Here is a 19,035-nt window from a genome sequence, read left to right on the forward strand (position 1 = left end):
AGTCATCCTTCCTTCATCTCCCCCGCAATCGTATGCAGCGCTGCCGTCATGGCAGCGAGCATCCAGAGCAGCATGGAGGACGGTATGTTAAAAAGCAGATGATCGGTGACTCCGTTGAGCGCAACGGAGATAAACGCGAGCCCGAGGCCTAGGGAAAGCCCCTCGACAAAGCGGCGCCTGCGCCAGCGTGAAAGTGCCGCGCGTACATCGGCGACGGTTTTCCACTCGTGCTCATGAGCGGCGAGCACCGTCTCCCATGGCTGTGCACGGTCAGGCAGCCGGAACGCAAGCAGAAGCGATCCAAAGAAAAACCAGAGGAACGAGAGTGCCCCCGGAACACCGATCTCCGCCGCGTAGTTCAGGTACATATTGTGCGCGTGTACGATCTGCACGGGTGCTCCCTGCAGATAGAAATCATACTCGGGGTAAACCATGAAGTACATCCCCCACCCGATGCCAAGGAATGGATGGTCAAGAATCATCGCAGCCGTACTCTCCCAGAACGCAAGCCGCATCTCCGAGGAGGTGTCAATGCGTGTAAAGACGGAGAGCAGACGATCAGCCAGCACGGGATCGGCGAGAAGAGCTCCGGCGCCGAGCACGGCAATGCCGAGCAGCACGCGCCAGTCGCGCAGTGCGCCATAGCCCGCAAGAATGGCGGCAATCACGAGACACGCCCCGCGCGCATACGTCATGCCGAGACACGCGAGCGCGGCAACGAGCAGAACGAGCGCGAGGATGCGCCATCCGCGCTGCAGCGCCGATGCGAGCCCCACGGCAATGCAGGCAACGATGTCGAGATAGCCCGCAAGGATGTTTGGATTCTCCCACGTCGAAAAGACGCGCTTCGAGAGTTCGGGGAAGGACTCCCCGTCCACCCATTTCATCGCGGAGATGTCAATGCCGAAAATGTACTGATAGAAGCCGTAGAGAATGACAATCGCCGCCGCTGCCGCCATCGCTGTCACAACACGCTGCAGCTCACGCGGCTTGCGCAGTGTCTGCCCCACGAGCAGATAGGTGAGCGCATAGATCGGCACAAGGTGGTAGAAATTGTAGAAACTGAATGCCTTGTCCGGTGCAACGGCAACCGACAGGAGGCCGATGACGACAAAGAGCAGCGCGGGCGCATCGTACGGCAGGCGGCGCAGATGAAAATTGCGGTCAATGCGCAGACGCAGAAGGAGCGCTGCGCAGCCAAGAAGAAGTGCTGCCATCGCCGCAAGCGGTGCAAGCGGAATGAGAAACGCTTCGGCAATGACGGCATAGAGCATCGTGCGCGCCATGCGGCCGCCCCAGCGGCGGCGGCGCAAAGCGCGGCGACGTTCCTGAAAAGAGTCCTCTGCCACGCCGTCACCTCCCCGCCGTAAGGAGCACACGAATTCCCCCCACGAGATAGAGCGAGCCAGCGGCAACGAGAACGGCATGAGCGGTGCGCGCACGTGCCGCAGCCTCCGCGAGGCCCGTCCGAGGATCACCGCACGCGTGCGTATCGATCCCCATGCCAAGCGCAACCGCCGCGACCACATCCGCCCCCGCCGCACGTTCCGAGTTCGGCCGTACGGTGACAACCTGATCGCCGGGACGCAGGAGTGCCGCAAGCATGGCATCGATGTCCTTGTCCTTCAGGATCCCAAGCAGAAACACACGCGGCGCATCGGGGAAATAGCAGTCGAGACCCGCCCGCAGGGCACACATTCCCGCAGGATTGTGCGCACCGTCAATAACGACGGGCAGATTCTCCTGCATAAGGATTTCAAACCGCGCAGGATGGCGCACCGTGCGCAGTGCCACGCGGATCACGTGCTCGGTGACACGCGCATCCTCGCGCTCCATCAGCTTTGCCGCCATGATGGCAAGTGCAGCGTTCTCTGCCTGATAGCCGCCTGCAAGTGCCAGCGCATAGGGCTCACTCTCGCGGCAGACAAGAGAGTGGAACGCGACCTGCTGCCCGCCCTCGGGGGAACGCTGCAGCGCAGCAGAGAAATCCTCGCCGCAGACAAAGACATCCGCACCAAGTTCTTCCGCACGCCGCTCAATGACTTCCAATGGCTCTCCTGTCGCCGCAGTGATAACGGGCACGCCCTCCTTGATGATGCCCGCCTTGTGCTCCGCAATGCCTGCGAGCGTCCCGCCGCAGCGGTCGGCGTGATCCATCGCCACATTTGTGATGATCGTGAGCACAGGATCGACGACATTCGTCGAGTCGAGCAGCCCGCCAAGCCCCGTCTCAATGACGGCAATCTCGACCTGCTCCTCAGCAAAATAGAGGAAAGCAAGTGCCGTCAGCGCCTCGAACTGCGTCGGGTGCTCGTGTCCCGCAGCCACCATCTCATCGGCAGCTGCACGCACGCGTGTGAGGAGTTCGGCAAAGCGCCCCTCGGAAATATCGTGCCCATCCACGCTCATGCGTTCTGTATAGGAGACGAGATGCGGCGAGAGATACCGGCCCGAGCGGATACCTGCCGCGCGGCAGACGGCATCCATCATCTGCGTGACTGAGCCTTTCCCATTCGTGCCCGCAATGTGGATCACCTGATAGCTGCGCTCCGGATTCCCAAGGCGCGCACAGAGCTCCTCCATTCGTTGGAGGCCGAGGCGGATGCCGAACGTATTCAGTTTGTCGAGATAGAGAAGCGACTCCGCATAGTTCATCGGAGCACCTCAGAGCTTTGCCAGATCCGCGAGACGCGTCCGGATGAGCTCGATCTTCTCCTCATATCCCGCGAGCTTTTCACGCTCTGCCGCAACAACAGCGGCGGGAGCTTTGGATGTAAAGCCCGCATTCGACAGCTTGCCCGAAAGGCGCGCAATCTCCTTTTCGAGGTTATCTCGTTCCTTCGCCAGGCGCGCCGTCTCCTTCTCCACATCAATGAGCCCCGCGAGCGGCAGGTAGACCGCCCCACCCGCAAGGGCCCCCGTCACCACGTTCTCGGGATCGGGTGCATCCGCCGCAAGGAAGGTCACCTCGGACGCGGAGGCGAGTGCATGGAAATAGTCCGTATGTGCCGCAAATGTATCTGCAAGATCAGTGTCGCGCACACGCAGGATCAGTGCACTCTTTTTGCCGGGCGGCGTGCCGAGCTCCGCACGCAGATTACGCGTCACCTTGATGACATCCATGATCGCAGTCATCGCCGCCTCTGCCTCTGTGTCAATTTCCTTTTCATCGGCCTCTGGCCACGGCGCACGGATAATGCTCTCACCCGCGTGCGGCAGTTTCTGCCAAATCTCTTCGGTGAGAAAAGGCATAAAGGGATGCAGCAGGCGCATCGTGCGCTCCAGCACCGTACGCAGGACGTAGAGTGCCGTGTTCTTTGCGCGCGCATTTTCCTTGTCGTAGAGGCGTGCCTTCGTCAGCTCGATGTACCAGTCACAGAACTCGCTCCACAGGAACTCGTAGATCGCACGCCCCGCTTCGCCCAGTTCGTAGTGTTCGAGATTCGCCGTCACCGCGCGCACCGTTTCGGCAGAACGCGTCAGGATCCAACGGTCGGCAAGCGTATAGTCGCTCTCCTCGGGCACAAACGCATCGTCTGCGCCCTCGAGATTCATCAGCATATAGCGCGACGCATTCCAAATTTTATTTGCAAAATTGCGCGCTGCCTCCACGCGCTCCCAGTAGAAGCGCATATCGTTGCCCGGCGTATTGCCCGTGATGAGCATGAAGCGCAGCGTATCCGCACCGTACTTCTCGATGACCTCGACGGGGTCGATGCCGTTGCCGAGCGACTTTGACATCTTGCGTCCCTCGCTGTCGCGGACAAGTCCATGGATGAACACATCGCGGAACGGCACGTCGCCGCCGAACCGCAGACCCATCATGACCATCCGCGCAACCCAGAAGAAGATGATGTCGTACCCCGTGACGAGCGTCGCCGTCGGGTAAAAATGGCGCAGGTCTTTCGTGGCCTCCGGCCAGCCCAGCGTCTCAAACGGCCAGAGCGCGGAGCTGAACCATGTATCGAGCACATCCTCATCCTGATGGATGTGCGTGCTGCCGCAGTGCGTGCACGCCGTAATCTCCTCACGCGAAACAGAGGTCTCACCGCAGTCATCGCAATGCCATGCGGGAATGCGGTGTCCCCACCAGAGCTGACGCGAGATGCACCAGTCACGGATATTCTCAAGCCAGTTTTCATAGATTTTCGTAAAGCGTTCGGGGACGAAGCGAATGCGCCCGTCCTTCACCGCTGCAATCGCCGGCTTCGCGAGGTCCTCCATACGGACGAACCACTGCTTCGAGACGAGCGGTTCGATTGTCGTCTTGCAGCGCGAGCAGTGCCCGACGGCATGCTCATGCTTCTCTGTGCGGACGAGTGCACCGATTTCCTCAAGTTCCTTCACGAGCTTCCTGCGGCACTCATAGCGGTCAAGGCCCTTGTACTTTCCTGCCCCCTCTCCCATCGTGCCGTCCGCATTGATGACGACAACCTGTTCAAGATTGTGGCGCAGCCCCATCTCGAAGTCGTTCGGGTCGTGCGCGGGCGTCACCTTGACCGCACCTGTACCAAATGCGGGATCGACATAGGAATCGGCGAAGAGTGGGATGCGCCGCTCCACCACGGGCAGGATCAGCGTCTTGCCGACGAGATCTCTATAGCGCTCGTCATCGGGGTGGACGGCGACACCCGTGTCGCCGAACATCGTCTCGGGACGCGTCGTCGCGATCTCAACGTAGTCGTTCGTTCCTTCAATTTGGTAACGAAGATGCCAGAGATGCCCCTCCTCCGTCTCGTGATCGACCTCGATGTCCGAGATCGCCGTCGAGCAGTGCGGGCACCAATTCGTGATGCGCGTTCCCTGATAGATCATCCCCTGTTCATAAAGGCTCACAAAGACCTCGCGCACCGCGCGCGAGCATCCCTCATCCATCGTAAAGCGCTCGCGCGTCCAGTCACAGGATGCACCGAGCATGCGCAGCTGATACATGATGCGGTCGCCGTACTGCTGCTTCCAGTCCCAGACGCGTTCGAGGAATTTCTCGCGCCCGAGTTCGAAGCGGTTCGTGCCCTCCGCGCGCAGACTCTCCTCGACCTTTGCCTGCGTTGCAATGCCCGCATGGTCGCAGCCTGGAATCCAGACAACATTTTTTCCGCGCATCCGCTGATAGCGCACGAGGATGTCCTGCAGCGTGTTGTCGAGCGCGTGCCCCATGTGGAGCTGCCCCGTCACATTCGGCGGCGGAATCACCACACTGTACGGCTCACATGATTCATCCGCCTCGTCGTGGAAAAATTTATGTTCTTCCCAGTACGCATACCATTTACGTTCAAAGCTCTGAGGGTCATATGTCTTTGGAATATTTGCACCGGATTCCTGGCTCATCTGTCTGTTCCTCCCGAAAGAAACGCCCCCGTCCCGAGGGGACGAGGGCGTCCGCACATCGTCAATGCTGTTGATTGTATGAATTGCAAAGGTAAGATTAGCATAAAACAGCTTTTTTTGCAAGAATTACGTAACAGACCTCAGCGCCGGAAGCTCTCCGTATACTGCCGTACAATATCCATGAAATACCGTGTGAGTGCATCGTCAAATACCTCACGGTAGCTTTCGCTCCGCTCGTGAATGTGGTACGTATACCGATCGAGTGAGATCGTCCCGTCCTCTCGCGTGAGCTCCTCCGTCTCGAGATGGAAAGCATGACGCTCCGTACGAACGCAAACTTTATAGGTCTGCCCCGGATAGATGGAGTTGCTCACCGTATACTCCCGCCGCTGTCCGCCAAATGCCTCCGGCAGATTCCCGTCCAGATACGCTGCGTCGATCGGGTATCCCGCAAGCTTTCCAAGAATCTTGTAGATGTCCACGGAGCTCGTCAGCTCATCCACACGCCCGAGTGCCGGCACTCCCGCACCGCGCGCCATCAGTGCCGCTCCCGTCTGCTCCTCACTCAAGAGATACGGACTGCGCGCATACACCGACGCTCCGTGATCGGAGTAGAGTAGAACGATGTATTCGTCCTCCTCATAGTGCTGCTCGATATAATCGAAGAGATATCCCAGCTGTCGGTCTGCCGCCTGCACCTCGCTCCGATTCACATACTGACTGAACGGGTTCGGCTTCAGGAATACGGATGCGCCCAGATCCTGCGGCTGCAGGGCATCTGCAAGTGACAGCTGTGTCTGCGCTTTCACGGGGGGCGCAACATCAAAATTGTTGGGATGTGTATCTGCAAAATGCAGAAAGACGAAATTATCACACTCACCAAAGGCTTCCAAATGACGAATCATACGCTCCACGCCATCGGCCGCCCGCAACACCCACGGATTCACAAGCAGTCGGTCATATCCACGAAAAGCTCCATTATAGACTCCATCACTGCAGCCTTCCAGCATAACGCAGTAGTACCCAAGTCTCTTCATTTTCTCCGATATTGTCACATAGGAGGGATCGAGCACGAACGCTGCGCCTGGCTCTGTGATCTGTGTATGATGTTGGTACATCCCTGTCTCAATCGTCGCCAGTGCCGGATAGGTATACTCAGCCGTAGAAAACTGATTATCAAAGATCACGCCTTTTTGAAAGAACTTCATTAGGTTCGGAACGAGGCTGTATTGCTGCCTCCGCATCTCTGACCACGAAAGACCATCCGCTAAGATGTTCAGCACAAACTTTCTGCGCATGGGACTATGGCTAAGCAAAATCGGTTCACCTACAGCAAGCAGAGTATCCGAGCAAATTCTCGTTGGATGTTCGATGCGATAGAAACCAAACTCTGCTCTGCTCAGCTTCATGGAGCGCTCGCAGTTTTGTTCATAAAAACAAACCCGCTGCTGTGCCTCTTTTGCTGCGATCGGCACGAGGACAGGGGTATTCTCCTGCAGTGCAATCTGGATTTCTGCATGCTCTTCCGCCTTCATGAGATCAAACGTAAAGTCACTGTATACGCTCAGCGCATTTTGCTCCATCGCCCTGTTCATGACAGCCAACAATTTTTCCTTTACGTTCATTTGTCCATAAGGGTTGTAAATTCCCGCCCAACAGCGCGGCGAATCGTCCGAAAAGCGAAGAATTTCCTCAGCAATAGGAACCACAAAAGAAGATTTTATCTCCCCCTCCTCAAATGAGGTGCGATGAACAAACGGTGCATACCGCATATCCGTATCAGCCGCCGTAATCGCATAAAGGCAGTGCTGCAATTGCACAGGATCATCGGGCAAAGATAGCTGCGACGTCTCCGCCGAAAGTACTTGGAATTTGATTGCCTGCGCGAGATATCCTCCAGCCCGATATATGCGGGACAACAAATGGCAGACCGCAGTGTTCGTCTTCCGTTTGGCATATGCTTTCTGCGCATAGCGAAGCGCCTCGTCGATACGCCCACACCGAAGCTCCTCCTCCGCATAATACATCTCATATAGTTCGTCATATGGATTGAATGCGTGATACGCCTCTGCTGCATCTTTGATCTTTTTCCCGTATTTCTCTTCACGAACGGCATCTGCGACCAACGTCCTGATCTGAGCCCCCCTCTCCTGCCGCAGGACATGCGAATACCGTGCCTCACTCAGCACAGGATCCTCAAGCTCCTCTGCAAAGATCAATTCGTGATAGAGGTACTGCAGACCGGTTTCCTGCACGTTCAAAAGGAACTTCCCCTGCTCCTGATCAAAGAGCACACTGTATTCATTGGTCACGGGAAACAGCAGAACAGGAAGATCATCGTAGAGAGGAAGCACGGGCACATCATAACGTGCCGCATATGCAGCAGTGTTCTTCGCGTAATTATCGCGCAGTGCCGCCTCGTTTGGGGCGTAGCAAAGTTCATGGAGCGCACGATAGAGTTCATCATCGCCGCTCTCATTGTATGCTGACATCAGCTCCCGTACACCCTCAATGTATGTGCCTGTGTCAAAGTCCTCTGCCATATTATCCCCCCTCATTCCATATCATCTCAGCGCCGGAAGCTCTCTGTATACTGCCGCACAATATCCATGAAATACCGTGTGAGTGCATCGTCAAATACCTCACGGTAGCTTTCGCTCCGCTCGTGAATGTGGTACGTGTACCGATCGAGTGAGATTGTCCCGTCCTCTCGCGTGAGCTCCTCCGTCTCGAGATGGAAAGCATGACGCTCCGTACGAACGCAAATTTTATAGGTCTGCCCCGGATAGATGGAGTTACTCACCGTATACTCCCGCCGCTGTCCGCCAAATGCCTCCGGCAGATTCCCGTCCAGATACGCTGCGTCGATCGGGTATCCCGCAAGCTTTCCAAGAATCTTGTAGATGTCCACGGAGCTCGTCAGCTCATCCACACGCCCGAGTGCCGGCACCCCCGCTCCGCGCGCCATCAGTGCCGCTCCCGTCTGCTCCTCACTCAAGAGATACGGACTGCGCGCATGCACCGACGCTCCGTGATCGGAGTAGAGCAGAATAATGTATTCGTCCTCCTCATAATGTGACGTAAGATAGTCAAAGAGATATCCGAGCTGCCGATCTACCGCACGTATTTCGCTGCGGTTGACATACTGGCTGAGCGGGTTTGGTTTCAGGAATACGGCTGCCGACGTATCCTGCTCCTGCAAGGCGTCTGTGAGTGGCAGATGCGCTTGCGCTCCGATGGGTGTGCTCATATCTGCATTGTATGGATGCGTATCCGCAAAGTGCATAAAGAGAAAGTTGTCGCATTCGCTGAACGCCTCAAGATGCCGGATCGTGCGTTCAACCCCATCAATGGCACGTACTTCCCAGTGGTTCAGAATCAGGCGATCAAACCCACGTGTTGCCCCATTGTATACCCCCGTGCCATCCCCTTGTATATTCACGCAGTAATAACCGAGTTCCTTCATCTGTTCGGAGGTCGTCGTATATACCGCGGGCAGTGCAAAAGGCTTGCCCGGTGCCGCGATCTGTGTATGGTGCTGGTATAGCCCCGTTTGGATCGACGCAAGTGCGGGATACGTGTATTCCCCCGTAGAAAAACTGTTATCAAAGATAACGCCCTTCTCAAAAAAACTCAAAATATTGGGCACGAGTGCACAATGCCACCATAACATTTCCCGCCAGCTAAATCCATCCGCAAGGATGTTCAGCACAAGCTTTCTGCGTGCAGAACTATGTCGAAGCACGATTGGAGCCCCAACAGCAAACGAAGCCTCCGATCGAATGGTCACAGGATTCTCGACACGATAGAAGTTGAACTCTGCCTTGCTGAGCACCATCGAACGATCCAATTTTTCATTTGAAAATCGAAGAACCTGCCGTGCATCTTTTGCCGCAAGGGGAAGGAGTATAGGTGTACTCCCCTCAGGTACTGCATGGATCTCCGTATGTTCCTCAGCTTTCATCAAATCAAAGGGAAAGTTGTTGTAGATCGGCAGATCGTATTGATCTGCTTTCTCATTCATAAGATCCAAAACCTTATCCTTGATGCAAATCTGCCCACAAGGGTTGTAGATCCCCGCCCAGTAAACGGGAAGGTCGTCCGTAAAGCGAGGCAGTTCCTCACCAATGAGCACCTGCGTCCGCGTTTTCATCAGACCATCTTCTATATAAGGTCTTTTGAGGAATGGCGCAAATCGCGTATCCGAAGCCGCTGCACTCAGCTTGCGAAAGAAGGCAGCCCGAGCCTCAGAGTCATGTGGAAAGAGGATTTCGTCCTGTCCCTTCGAAAGCACAAGAAACTGCATTGCACGGTCATATCGCCCTGCCGCGTAGTAGACACGATACAGGAGCCGATATACATCCATACTCATGCGTCGTTTTTGATAAGCGGTCTCGGCAAAATGAAGCGTCGTGTCCATATCCCCACGTACAAAAGCCGCTTCTGCACGGAACATTTCATAGTACTCACCATGTGGGCAGAGCACGCGATACTTCTCCGCCTTTTCCTGCAATTCTGCACCAAAATCCTGCGCTTTGATCGCCGCGATAAGTTCCCGTTCCAGCATGCGCACATGTACCTCATTGAGATCACGGTGATATCGCGCTGCTGCCTCTGGGACGGCATCCTCATCTGCATAGATGAGGACATGAAGAAGCGCAGGCCATCCTGCCATTCCCTCCATACAAAAACGCTGCCCTTCTTTGTCAAAGAGCACACTGTAGTCATTGGTCACAGGAAACAGCAGAACAGGAAGATCATCGTAGAGGGGAAGCACGGGCACATCATAACGTGCCGCATATGCAGCAGTGTTCTTCGCGTAATTATCGCGCAGTGCCGCCTCGTTTGGGGCGTAGCAAAGTTCATGGAGCGCACGATAGAGTTCATCATCGCCGCTCTCATTGTATGCTGACATCAGCTCCCGTACACCCTCAATGTATGTGCCTGTGTCAAAGTCCTCTGCCATATTATCCCCCCTCATTCCATATCATCTCAGCGCCGGAAGCTCTCTGTATACTGCCGCACAATATCCATGAAATACCGTGTGAGTGCATCGTCAAATACCTCACGGTAGCTTTCGCTCCGCTCGTGAATGTGGTACGTGTACCGATCGAGTGAGATTGTCCCGTCCTCTCGCGTGAGCTCCTCCGTCTCGAGATGGAAAGCATGACGCTCCGTACGAACGCAAATTTTATAGGTCTGCCCCGGATAGATGGAGTTACTCACCGTATACTCCCGCCGCTGTCCGCCAAATGCCTCCGGCAGATTCCCGTCCAGATACGCTGCGTCGATCGGGTATCCCGCAAGCTTTCCAAGAATCTTGTAGATGTCCACGGAGCTCGTCAGCTCATCCACACGCCCGAGTGCCGGCACCCCCGCTCCGCGCGCCATCAGTGCCGCTCCCGTCTGCTCCTCACTCAAGAGATACGGACTGCGCGCATGCACCGACGCTCCGTGATCGGAGTAGAGCAGAATAATGTATTCGTCCTCCTCATAATGTGACGTAAGATAGTCAAAGAGATATCCGAGCTGCCGATCTACCGCACGTATTTCGCTGCGGTTGACATACTGGCTGAGCGGGTTTGGTTTCAGGAATACAGACGCCTCTAATGTCTGCGGCTGCAACACATCTGCAAGAGGAAGATGTGCCGAGGCATATGCCGGTGTACTGACATCCGCATTGTAGGGGTGTGTATCCGCAAAGTGCATAAAGAGAAAGTTATCGCATTCATCAAAGGTCTCGAGATGATGTATGACTCGCTCAACACCGTCGGCCGCACGCAGCATCCAATGATTTACGATCAGCCGATCGAATCCTCGCGTCGCACCGTTATAAATTCCCTGCCCATCTCCCTGTATATTGGTACAATAGTATCCGAGCACTTTCATTTGCTCTGATATTGTGACATAGGATTGGTCGAGTGCAAAGGGAATCCCCGGCTTTGCGATCTGTGTATGATGCTGATAGAGTCCCGTTTCAATCGTTGCCAAGGCAGGATAAGTATATTCTGCTGTAGAGAAATTATTATCAAAAATCACTCCTGTACTAAAAAAGTGCAGGAGATTCGGCATCAATTCTGCATGTTCATTCTGTATCTCCTTCCAACAAAGGCCATCAGAAAGAATGTTCAGAACAACTTTTTTACGCTGTGAGCTATGACAAAGCACCACAGGTGCACCAACAAGAAATGCCTCCTCCGATCGAAATGTCACTGGCTCTTCGACACGATAAAAGCTAAACTCTCCCTCGCTGAATTCACTGTCACGATCCAATGTGTCCGTATGAAAACAGATCATCTGATGTGGGTGCTGCGCAGCAACGGGGATGAGCACGGGATCTCCCTCGACCGGTGTCGCCCGATATTCAGAGATTTTCTGTGCCTTCATAATATCGAAAATGAAATCATTATAAATTGGGAAATTATACTCTTCCGTCGCCGTATTCATCAGTTCAATCACCTTGCTCTTAATGTGCATAAGCCCGTAGGGATTATAAGCACACGCCCAATAATGGGGCATATCTGCAGCAAAGCGCGGCAGTTCTTTCAGCAATCGGATGCAAAGCCTATTTTCAACCGCTGTTGCCGTCAAATAGGCTTCCGAAATAAGTGGTGCAAACTGTGTATTCGTGCGGGCAACGGTGAGTGCTTGCAGACATTTCTCCCGTTCTGCTGGCTCCTCTGGAAAATCGGCTGCTGTCTTTTCTCTTGCAAGAACACAAAAGAGCAGTGCTCTGTCCAAGCACCCGGCCGCATGATATGCACGATATAGCAAATGGCATGTCAACTTGCTCATCTTGCGCTTTGCGTAAGCCATCTCTCCATAGCGAATCGCATTCTCTATATCTGCAGAAAAAAGTGCCTTCTCCGCCCGAAAAAGCTCATAGATTTCCGCATGCGGACAGAGTTCATGATATTCCTCCGCCATGGAACGTGACCGTTCACCAAAATCCTGTGCGCGGATCGCCGCCGCGATCTCCTGCGCCAGTACATACGCCCGCACCTCATTTTCTGCGCGGCGAAAACGCTCCGCCGCCTGTGGAATGGCAGTCTCATCCGCAAAGAGGAGGACGTGGAGGAGTGCAAAGAGTCCGCGCTCCTCATTCATGCAGAACTGCTTCGCAGTCTTGTCGAGGAGGACACTGTAGTCATTCGTCACAGGGAAGAGCAGGACGGGCAGATCATCGTAGGACGGAAGGACGGGCACATCATACCTTTCCGCATAGTGCGCGGCGTTGCGGGCGTAGTTCTCCCGCAGAGCCGCCTCGTTTGGCACATAGCAAAGCTCATAGAGTGCTTTATAGAGAGCCTCATCGCCGCTCTCATTGTACGCCGTCATCAGTTCGCGCACGCCCTCGACGTATTCCTCCGTCATGATCTCCCTCCACTAGTATTTTCCTCAGAACAGCCCTGCAATCACGCCGTCCTCGGTGATGTCCATGCCCATTGCCGCAGGTGTCTTTGGCAGCCCCGGCATGGTGAGAATATTGCCCGTGAGTGCGACGACGAAGCCCGCACCACAGGATGCGCGCAGCTCGCGCACGGTAATGCGGAACCCCGCGGGACGTCCGAGAAGTGCGGGATTGTCGGAAAGTGAGTACTGCGTCTTTGCCATGCAGACGGGCGTCTGTGTCATGCCGAGCGCCTCCATCTCCGCCATCTGCTTTTTTGCCTCGGGTGTAAAGTCGACACCGTCTGCGCCGTAAATCTCGCGGGCGATGATTTCAATCTTTTCCGCAATGGATTTCTTGGCATCGTAAATTGGATGAAAGTCCGCAGTTCTTGCGAGTGCATCTTCGACTGCGTCTGCAAGGGCAAGTCCGCCCGCGCCGCCCTTTGCCCAAACCTCGGAGCGTGCACACTGCGCACCGAGCCGTGCACAGAGGTCTTCGAGCAGAAGGAGCTCCGCCTCAGTATCCGTCGGGAACACGTTGACGGCAACGACGGCTGGCACACCGAATTTGCCGATGTTCTCGATGTGCTTTTCGAGATTCGCCGCGCCCTGCTTAAGCGCATCGAGGTTCTCCGTGCCGAGTGCGTCCTTCGGCACGCCGCCGTTCATCTTGAGCGCACGCACGGTGGCGACGATGACGACGGCGTCGGGCTTCAGCCCCGCAAGGCGGCACTTGATGTCAAAGAATTTCTCCGCGCCGAGATCCGCGCCAAAGCCCGCCTCCGTAACGACGTAGTCCGCGCATTTCAGTGCGTACTTCGTTGCCATAACGCTGCTGCAGCCGTGCGCGATGTTCGCAAACGGACCGCCGTGGATGAGCGCGGGAGTGCCCTCGATGGTCTGCACGAGGTTCGGTTTGATGGCATCCTTAAAGAGGAGGGTCAGTGCGCCTGTTGCGCCCAGCTCGTCCGCATGCACGGGACGTCCGCTGCGGGTCCAGCCGATGAGGATGCGCCCGAGGCGGCGTTTCATGTCCTGGAGTCCGTCTGCAAGGCAGAGGATCGCCATCATCTCCGAGGCGACCGTGATGTCAAACCCAGACTCACGCGGCACGCCGTGCACACGCCCGCCAAGGCCCGTAACGACGTGGCGCAGAGCGCGGTCGTTGATGTCGAGCACGCGCTTCCACACAATGCGGTTTACGTCGAGGTCGAGCGCATTTCCCTGAAAGATGTGGTTGTCAATCAGCGCCGCAAGAAGATTGTGCGCCGTCGTAATGGCGTGGAAGTCTCCCGTGAAATGGAGGTTGATGTCCTCCATCGGCACGACCTGTGCATAACCGCCGCCTGCCGCACCGCCCTTCATGCCGAAGCACGGGCCGAGCGACGGCTCGCGCAGGGCGACGACGGTCTTCTTGCCCTGCTTGTGCAGCGCGTCGGCAAGCCCGACGCTCGTCGTGGTCTTCCCCTCGCCCGCAGGGGTCGGGTTGATCGCCGTGACGAGGATGAGCTTGCCGTTTTTCCCCGTTGCACCCGCAAGTGCCTCGGGGGTCAGCTTTGCCTTGTACCTGCCGTACGGCTCAATGTGCTCCTCGGCAATGCCAAGGCTCTTTGCAATCTCCGCAATCGGACGCAGCTGTGCTGCGCGTGCGATCTCTACATCCGATTTCATTGACTTACTCTCCTCCCGCTTCCGTCTGTGCCTTTGCAGCCTGTACGACGTTCTCCATCAGCATTGCAACCGTCAGCAGCCCCACGCCGCCGGGTACGGGCGTAATCGCTCCCGCAACCTCGGACACACCTTCAAAGTCCACATCGCCGACGAGCTTCTTCGGTGCAATGCGGTTGATGCCGACATCAATAACAGTCGCTCCCGGCTTCACCATATCTGCTGTGACAAAGTGCGGCTGCCCGACCGCAGCAACGAGGATATCCGCCTCACGCGTGATCGCGGCGAGGTTTTCCGTACGCGAGTGACAGAGCGTGACGGTCGCGTGCCGCTCGAGGAGCAGCATTGCCATCGGCTTTCCGACGATATTGCTGCGCCCGATGATGACCGCATGTGCGCCCTCCATCCGTATCCCCGCATATTCGAGCATACGGATGCAGCCCGCCGGCGTACAGGGGCGCAGCCCCGGTGTGCCGAGAAAGAGGTGTCCGACACTCACGGGATGGAAGCCATCCACATCCTTGCGCGGATCAATGCGGCTCAGCACCTCCTCCGAACTCTCCGAAAGAGGCTTTGGCAGCGGCAGCTGCACGAGAATGCCGTGCACTTCCTCATCTGCGTTGAGCTCGTCGATACAGGCGAGCAGCTCCTCCCGCGTGGTCTCAGCGGGCAGAGGGATGTGACGGGATCGTATCCCCAGCTCCGCGCAGGCTTTCTCCTTGTTGCGGACATAGACCTCCGAGGCGGGATCGTTGCCCACGATGATAACGGCAAGGCACGGATGTACACCGCGCTCACGCAGAGCGATTGCGCCATGCTCGGCACTCGCCTTGATGCGCGCGGCAAACTCCTTGCCATACAGTATGCGTGCCATGATGCTCTCCTTTTCCAAGCAGTTCTTTACACCAAATAACTGATCCACGTAAAGGCAAAAATTGCGATGGAAACAATCCCGTTCCTCATAAAATACATCTGCGTCACGCGTGAGAAATCCGTTGGCCCCGCAATACGGTGCTGATAGATGAGTGTCCCCGCCGCGATGCCGACACCGATGTAGTAAGGGAATGTAAGATGCATCATGACTCCAAGCGCAACAAAGAGAAGGATGGAGAATACGTGCATCGCGCGCGCGATCTGGAATGCACCGCATGCGCCGAAGGTCACCGCAAGGGAGTGGAGTCCCTGACTGCGGTCGAATTCCTCATCCTGTGCCCCATACATCGCATCAAATGCCGCAATCCAGAGTGCGACGGCGATGAAGAGGACGACCATCGGCAGTTCGATCTTGCCGCTGATCGCCACCCAGCCGCCCGCAGGCGCCATGCCGATGGCGATACCGAGGAAGAGATGTACCCACCCTGTCACACGTTTCATGTACGGATAGATGAGGAAGGGCACGGCGGCGAACGGCAGGAGGCGGATACAGACGGGGTTCAGCTGCAGGACGGCAAATACAAGCACAAGGAGGCACACGCCTATAAAGACGAGCGCCTCCACCTTTGTCACGCGCCCCTGCACCATCGCGCGATAGGCGAGACGGGGCTGCTGTTTGTCATATTTCAGATCGGCAAGGTTGTCGAGGGCGAGTGCCGCCGAGCGTGCCGCTGTGATGGCGAGTACGATCCAGCCGAGATCGCCGAGGGGCGGATCCCCACCTGCTGCAAGCAGTGCCCCCATCAGGGCAAACGGCAGGGAGAATATCGTATGATGAAAGGCGGTATTGTTCATGTGCGCCCGCAGGCGCTCCATCCACCAGCTCAATCCAGACCGAACTCCTTCCACCGCGCGTCAACACGCTTTACAATCTCCTCGGACATCGCAATCTCATCCGGCCATTCGCGCGCGTGTCCTTCCTCCGGCCATGTCTTTGTCGCATCGATGCCGAGCTTCGAGCCCCACTTTGCCATCGGCGAGGAGTGATCAAGCACGTCCAGAGGCCCCTGCACAATCTCGAGGTCGTACTTCGCATCGATGTTGTTGAAGACACGCCACCAGACTTCCTTCATGTCCTGCACGTTGACGTGCGCGTCCACGACGATGATCATCTTGACGTTCATCATCTGTCCCATGCCCCAGAGTGCGTGCATGACTTTGCGCGCGTGCATCGGGAACTGCTTCTTGATAGACACCACGATGCAGTCGTGGAACACACCCTCAAGCGGCATGTTCACATCGACGACCTCAGGCAGCATCTGCTTCAAGAGAGGCAGAAAGATGCGCTCCGTCGCCTTGGCGAGGAAGCAGTCCTCCATCGGCGGTTTGCCGACCACCGTTGCGGAGTAGATGGGGTCCTTCCGGTGTGTGATCGCCGTGATATGAAAGACAGGATATTCGTCCGCAAGCGAGTAGTAGCCTGTGTGGTCGCCGAACGGTCCCTCTCGGCGCATTTCATTCGTGTCAACGTAGCCCTCGAGGATGATCTCCGCCGTCGCGGGCACCTCGAGGTCGACAGTGACGCACTTCACCATCTCAACGGATTTATGACGCAGGAAGCCCGCAAAGACCATTTCATCAATATCGCGCGGGAGCGGCGCCGTCGCCGCATAGGTCACAACGGGATCGGTGCCGATGGCGACTGCCGCCTCGATGCGCTCGCCGCCGCGTGCCTTCATGTCGCGGAAGTTCTCCGCACCGTTCTTGTGGATGTGCCAGTGCATCCCCGTCGTGCGGCTGTCGTACTTCTGCAGGCGGTACATGCCGACGTTGCGCTTGCCCGTTGCGGGGTTCTTCGTAAAGACGAGCGGCAGGGTCACGAACGGACCGCCGTCATCCGGCCAGCATTTCAAGATAGGGATCTCGTCGAGATTCGGATTCTCCGTCTCGATGACCTCCTGGCAGGGCGCATTCTTCACGTATTTCGGGAAGTTGATCGCCTTGCGCGCCATCGGGATGAGCGTCATGAGGTTCATCTTGTTTTGGAGGGAAATGTGCGGGATCTTCAGGATCTCCGTGAGTTCATCTGCAATGTCGTCCAGCTTCTCTACGCCGAACGCGAGTGACATGCGCTCGTAGCTGCCGAATGCATTCATGAGGACGGGCATCTTCGAGCCCTTGACGTTCTCAAAGAGGAGGGCGACGTTCTTCTCTCCCTCCATTTTCGAGATGCGGTCCGTGATCTCGGTGATCTCAAGCTCGGGATCGACCTCTGCCGCAATGCGACGGAGAAGCCCCCGCTCCTCGAGTACCGCAATGTATTCACGCAGATCCTTGTATGCCAAAATATTCCCTCCTATTTTCTGAGTATAAAGCGAACGATAACGTAGCCGACGCCGTAAAGGACGATCATCGGCAGCGCAATCATCGACTGCGTGAACACGTCGGGCGTCGGCGAGATCACGGCGGCGATGATGAACGAAAGGAAGATGACGATGCGGGCATACTTCCGCAGAAACGCAGACGTAATGACCCCCATTTTCCCGAGAATCGTGATGACGAGCGGCAGTTCAAAGACGAAACCAAACGGCAGGACAAACATGATAACGAACTCGAAGTAGCGGTTAACCGAAAATAGTGCTTCGAGTTCCTCGTTCCCGAACCCCTTGAAGAACATAATTGCCGCAGGGAATACGAGGAAAAATGAGAACGCGAGTCCGAGGAAGAAAAGAATGACCGAGACAGGCACGACAATCCCGAGGACAAGCCGCTCCGCGGGTGTGAGTGCCGGCAGGAAGAATCGCCACACATGATAGAAAATGACGGGTAGAGCGAGAAGAAAGCCCACGACAACGGCGATCTTGATATAGGTGAAGAACGCTTCCGCGGGCTGCATATAGTAGAGTTTGCCGACCGGAACGGTCAGATAGTGCATGATGTCTTCGATAAAATAGTAGCCGACCCCGGAGCCGACGGCGACGGCAAGAAGACATTTGATGAGGCGTGAGCGCAGCTCCGTCAGATGCGCGATGAGCGACATATTTCCGTCGTCTTCCGCCTGTCCTTCCGCCGGAGGCTGCGGAGCCGGCGGCGACGCCGCCGACGTCTCTGCCGCGGCGGGCTGCGCCGCAGCTCCTGCGTTCTGCTGCTCTGCCTCAGGGGATTTCGATTCCTCCGTCATGGGTCAGCTCTTCGCCTCTTTTTTCTCAGCTTCCGACAGCTGCTTGGACTCCTCCGTGACGTTGATCTCCGCGCGCGTGTCCTGCGGCTCGTTGTTTGCTGACTTGAACTCTTTGATGCTCTTGCCGAGCGCCTTGCCGATGTCGGGCAGACGACCGGGACCAAAGACGACCAGACCGATGATGAGGATGAGGACGAGTTCGGGAACTCCCAGACCAAACATAAGAACCTCCTAAAATATATCCAGTTACTGTGCTTTATTTTCTGCCGCAGTTGTCTGTTCCGCCTTATACGCCTCGACTGCCGCCGCTGCGGTTTCTGCCGTCGGCGATGCCGCAGGCGCGGCAGGTGCCGTCTGCTCCGCGGTCGACGCTGTCTGTGCGGGCTGCGGTGCAGACGCAGGCTGTGGGGGAGCAGCGGGCGGCGGCTCCGGCGCATTAATCGCCGCTGTCAGCGCATTCGATGCCTTGCGGAACTCACGGATGCCCTTGCCGAGGGAGCGTCCCATCTCGGGAAGCTTGCCCGGCCCAAAGACAATGAGCCCGACCACCAGTATCAAGATCAGCTCGGGTACACCAATACCAAACATGGATA

General features: G+C 56.6%; 13 protein-coding genes. All 13 read right to left on the reverse strand.

Annotated elements, in window-relative coordinates; all coding sequences use genetic code 11:
- Nucleotides 1–2: 2 nt before the first annotated feature.
- Nucleotides 3–1,349: an O-antigen ligase family protein gene (locus BCS37_RS09525; RefSeq protein ID WP_069181209.1), complete on the reverse strand. Its 1,347-nt coding sequence runs from the start codon at nucleotides 1,347–1,349 to the stop codon at nucleotides 3–5.
- 4 nt (nucleotides 1,350–1,353) lie between these two features.
- Entirely contained in the window at nucleotides 1,354–2,655 is a 1,302-nt protein-coding gene (locus tag BCS37_RS09530; protein WP_069181210.1) for a bifunctional folylpolyglutamate synthase/dihydrofolate synthase, read from the reverse strand.
- A gap of 9 nt (nucleotides 2,656–2,664) precedes the next feature.
- A complete protein-coding gene (locus BCS37_RS09535) occupies nucleotides 2,665–5,328 on the reverse strand; it encodes a valine--tRNA ligase (protein WP_069181211.1) in 2,664 nt (887 codons plus the stop codon).
- Nucleotides 5,329–5,468: 140 nt separating this feature from the next.
- Nucleotides 5,469–7,871, reverse strand: coding sequence for a sulfatase-like hydrolase/transferase (locus tag BCS37_RS09540; RefSeq protein WP_069181212.1), 2,403 nt, complete (start codon nucleotides 7,869–7,871; stop codon nucleotides 5,469–5,471).
- Between the two features lie 26 nt (nucleotides 7,872–7,897).
- On the reverse strand, nucleotides 7,898–10,294 hold the full coding sequence (locus tag BCS37_RS09545) for a sulfatase-like hydrolase/transferase (RefSeq protein ID WP_069181213.1): 2,397 nt from the start codon (nucleotides 10,292–10,294) through the stop codon (nucleotides 7,898–7,900).
- A 26-nt stretch (nucleotides 10,295–10,320) separates the two neighbouring features.
- Entirely contained in the window at nucleotides 10,321–12,702 is a 2,382-nt protein-coding gene (locus tag BCS37_RS09550; RefSeq protein ID WP_083205789.1) for a sulfatase-like hydrolase/transferase, read from the reverse strand.
- Between the two features lie 24 nt (nucleotides 12,703–12,726).
- Nucleotides 12,727–14,391 carry a formate--tetrahydrofolate ligase gene (locus BCS37_RS09555; RefSeq protein ID WP_069181214.1) on the reverse strand — a complete coding sequence of 555 codons (1,665 nt, stop codon included), beginning with the start codon at nucleotides 14,389–14,391 and terminating at the stop codon, nucleotides 12,727–12,729.
- 4 nt (nucleotides 14,392–14,395) lie between these two features.
- Nucleotides 14,396–15,262, reverse strand: a complete 867-nt coding sequence (gene folD, locus BCS37_RS09560; RefSeq protein WP_069181215.1) for a bifunctional methylenetetrahydrofolate dehydrogenase/methenyltetrahydrofolate cyclohydrolase FolD — start codon at nucleotides 15,260–15,262, stop codon at nucleotides 14,396–14,398.
- A gap of 26 nt (nucleotides 15,263–15,288) precedes the next feature.
- The gene (locus tag BCS37_RS09565) at nucleotides 15,289–16,137 is read right to left on the reverse strand and encodes a 4-hydroxybenzoate octaprenyltransferase (RefSeq protein ID WP_069181216.1); all 849 of its coding nucleotides are present in this window, start codon (nucleotides 16,135–16,137) and stop codon (nucleotides 15,289–15,291) included.
- Nucleotides 16,138–16,145: 8 nt separating this feature from the next.
- Nucleotides 16,146–17,606, reverse strand: a complete 1,461-nt coding sequence (locus BCS37_RS09570) for a menaquinone biosynthesis decarboxylase (protein WP_069181217.1) — start codon at nucleotides 17,604–17,606, stop codon at nucleotides 16,146–16,148.
- 11 nt (nucleotides 17,607–17,617) lie between these two features.
- The gene (gene tatC / locus BCS37_RS09575) at nucleotides 17,618–18,442 is read right to left on the reverse strand and encodes a twin-arginine translocase subunit TatC (protein WP_069181218.1); all 825 of its coding nucleotides are present in this window, start codon (nucleotides 18,440–18,442) and stop codon (nucleotides 17,618–17,620) included.
- 3 nt (nucleotides 18,443–18,445) lie between these two features.
- The gene (locus tag BCS37_RS09580) at nucleotides 18,446–18,664 is read right to left on the reverse strand and encodes a twin-arginine translocase TatA/TatE family subunit (RefSeq protein WP_069181219.1); all 219 of its coding nucleotides are present in this window, start codon (nucleotides 18,662–18,664) and stop codon (nucleotides 18,446–18,448) included.
- 24 nt (nucleotides 18,665–18,688) lie between these two features.
- Nucleotides 18,689–19,030 carry a Sec-independent protein translocase subunit TatA/TatB gene (locus BCS37_RS09585; RefSeq protein ID WP_069181220.1) on the reverse strand — a complete coding sequence of 114 codons (342 nt, stop codon included), beginning with the start codon at nucleotides 19,028–19,030 and terminating at the stop codon, nucleotides 18,689–18,691.
- Nucleotides 19,031–19,035: the final 5 nt, after the last annotated feature.

Source organism: Selenomonas sp. oral taxon 920 (assembly GCF_001717585.1).
GTDB lineage: Bacteria > Bacillota > Negativicutes > Selenomonadales > Selenomonadaceae > Centipeda.

What these genes read in the sequence shown, in the direction of transcription:
- BCS37_RS09545 (WP_069181213.1), bottom strand. Translation starts at nt 10,294, where the DNA reads ATGGCAGAGGACTTTGACACAGGCACATACATTGAGGGTGTACGGGAG.
- BCS37_RS09565 (WP_069181216.1), bottom strand. Translation starts at nt 16,137, where the DNA reads ATGGAGCGCCTGCGGGCGCACATGAACAATACCGCCTTTCATCATACG.
- BCS37_RS09555 (WP_069181214.1), bottom strand. Translation starts at nt 14,391, where the DNA reads ATGAAATCGGATGTAGAGATCGCACGCGCAGCACAGCTGCGTCCGATT.
- BCS37_RS09540 (WP_069181212.1), bottom strand. Translation starts at nt 7,871, where the DNA reads ATGGCAGAGGACTTTGACACAGGCACATACATTGAGGGTGTACGGGAG.
- BCS37_RS09535 (WP_069181211.1), bottom strand. Translation starts at nt 5,328, where the DNA reads ATGAGCCAGGAATCCGGTGCAAATATTCCAAAGACATATGACCCTCAG.
- folD (WP_069181215.1), bottom strand. Translation starts at nt 15,262, where the DNA reads ATGGCACGCATACTGTATGGCAAGGAGTTTGCCGCGCGCATCAAGGCG.
- BCS37_RS09530 (WP_069181210.1), bottom strand. Translation starts at nt 2,655, where the DNA reads ATGAACTATGCGGAGTCGCTTCTCTATCTCGACAAACTGAATACGTTC.
- BCS37_RS09580 (WP_069181219.1), bottom strand. Translation starts at nt 18,664, where the DNA reads ATGTTTGGTCTGGGAGTTCCCGAACTCGTCCTCATCCTCATCATCGGT.
- BCS37_RS09550 (WP_083205789.1), bottom strand. Translation starts at nt 12,702, where the DNA reads ATGACGGAGGAATACGTCGAGGGCGTGCGCGAACTGATGACGGCGTAC.
- tatC (WP_069181218.1), bottom strand. Translation starts at nt 18,442, where the DNA reads ATGACGGAGGAATCGAAATCCCCTGAGGCAGAGCAGCAGAACGCAGGA.
- BCS37_RS09585 (WP_069181220.1), bottom strand. Translation starts at nt 19,030, where the DNA reads ATGTTTGGTATTGGTGTACCCGAGCTGATCTTGATACTGGTGGTCGGG.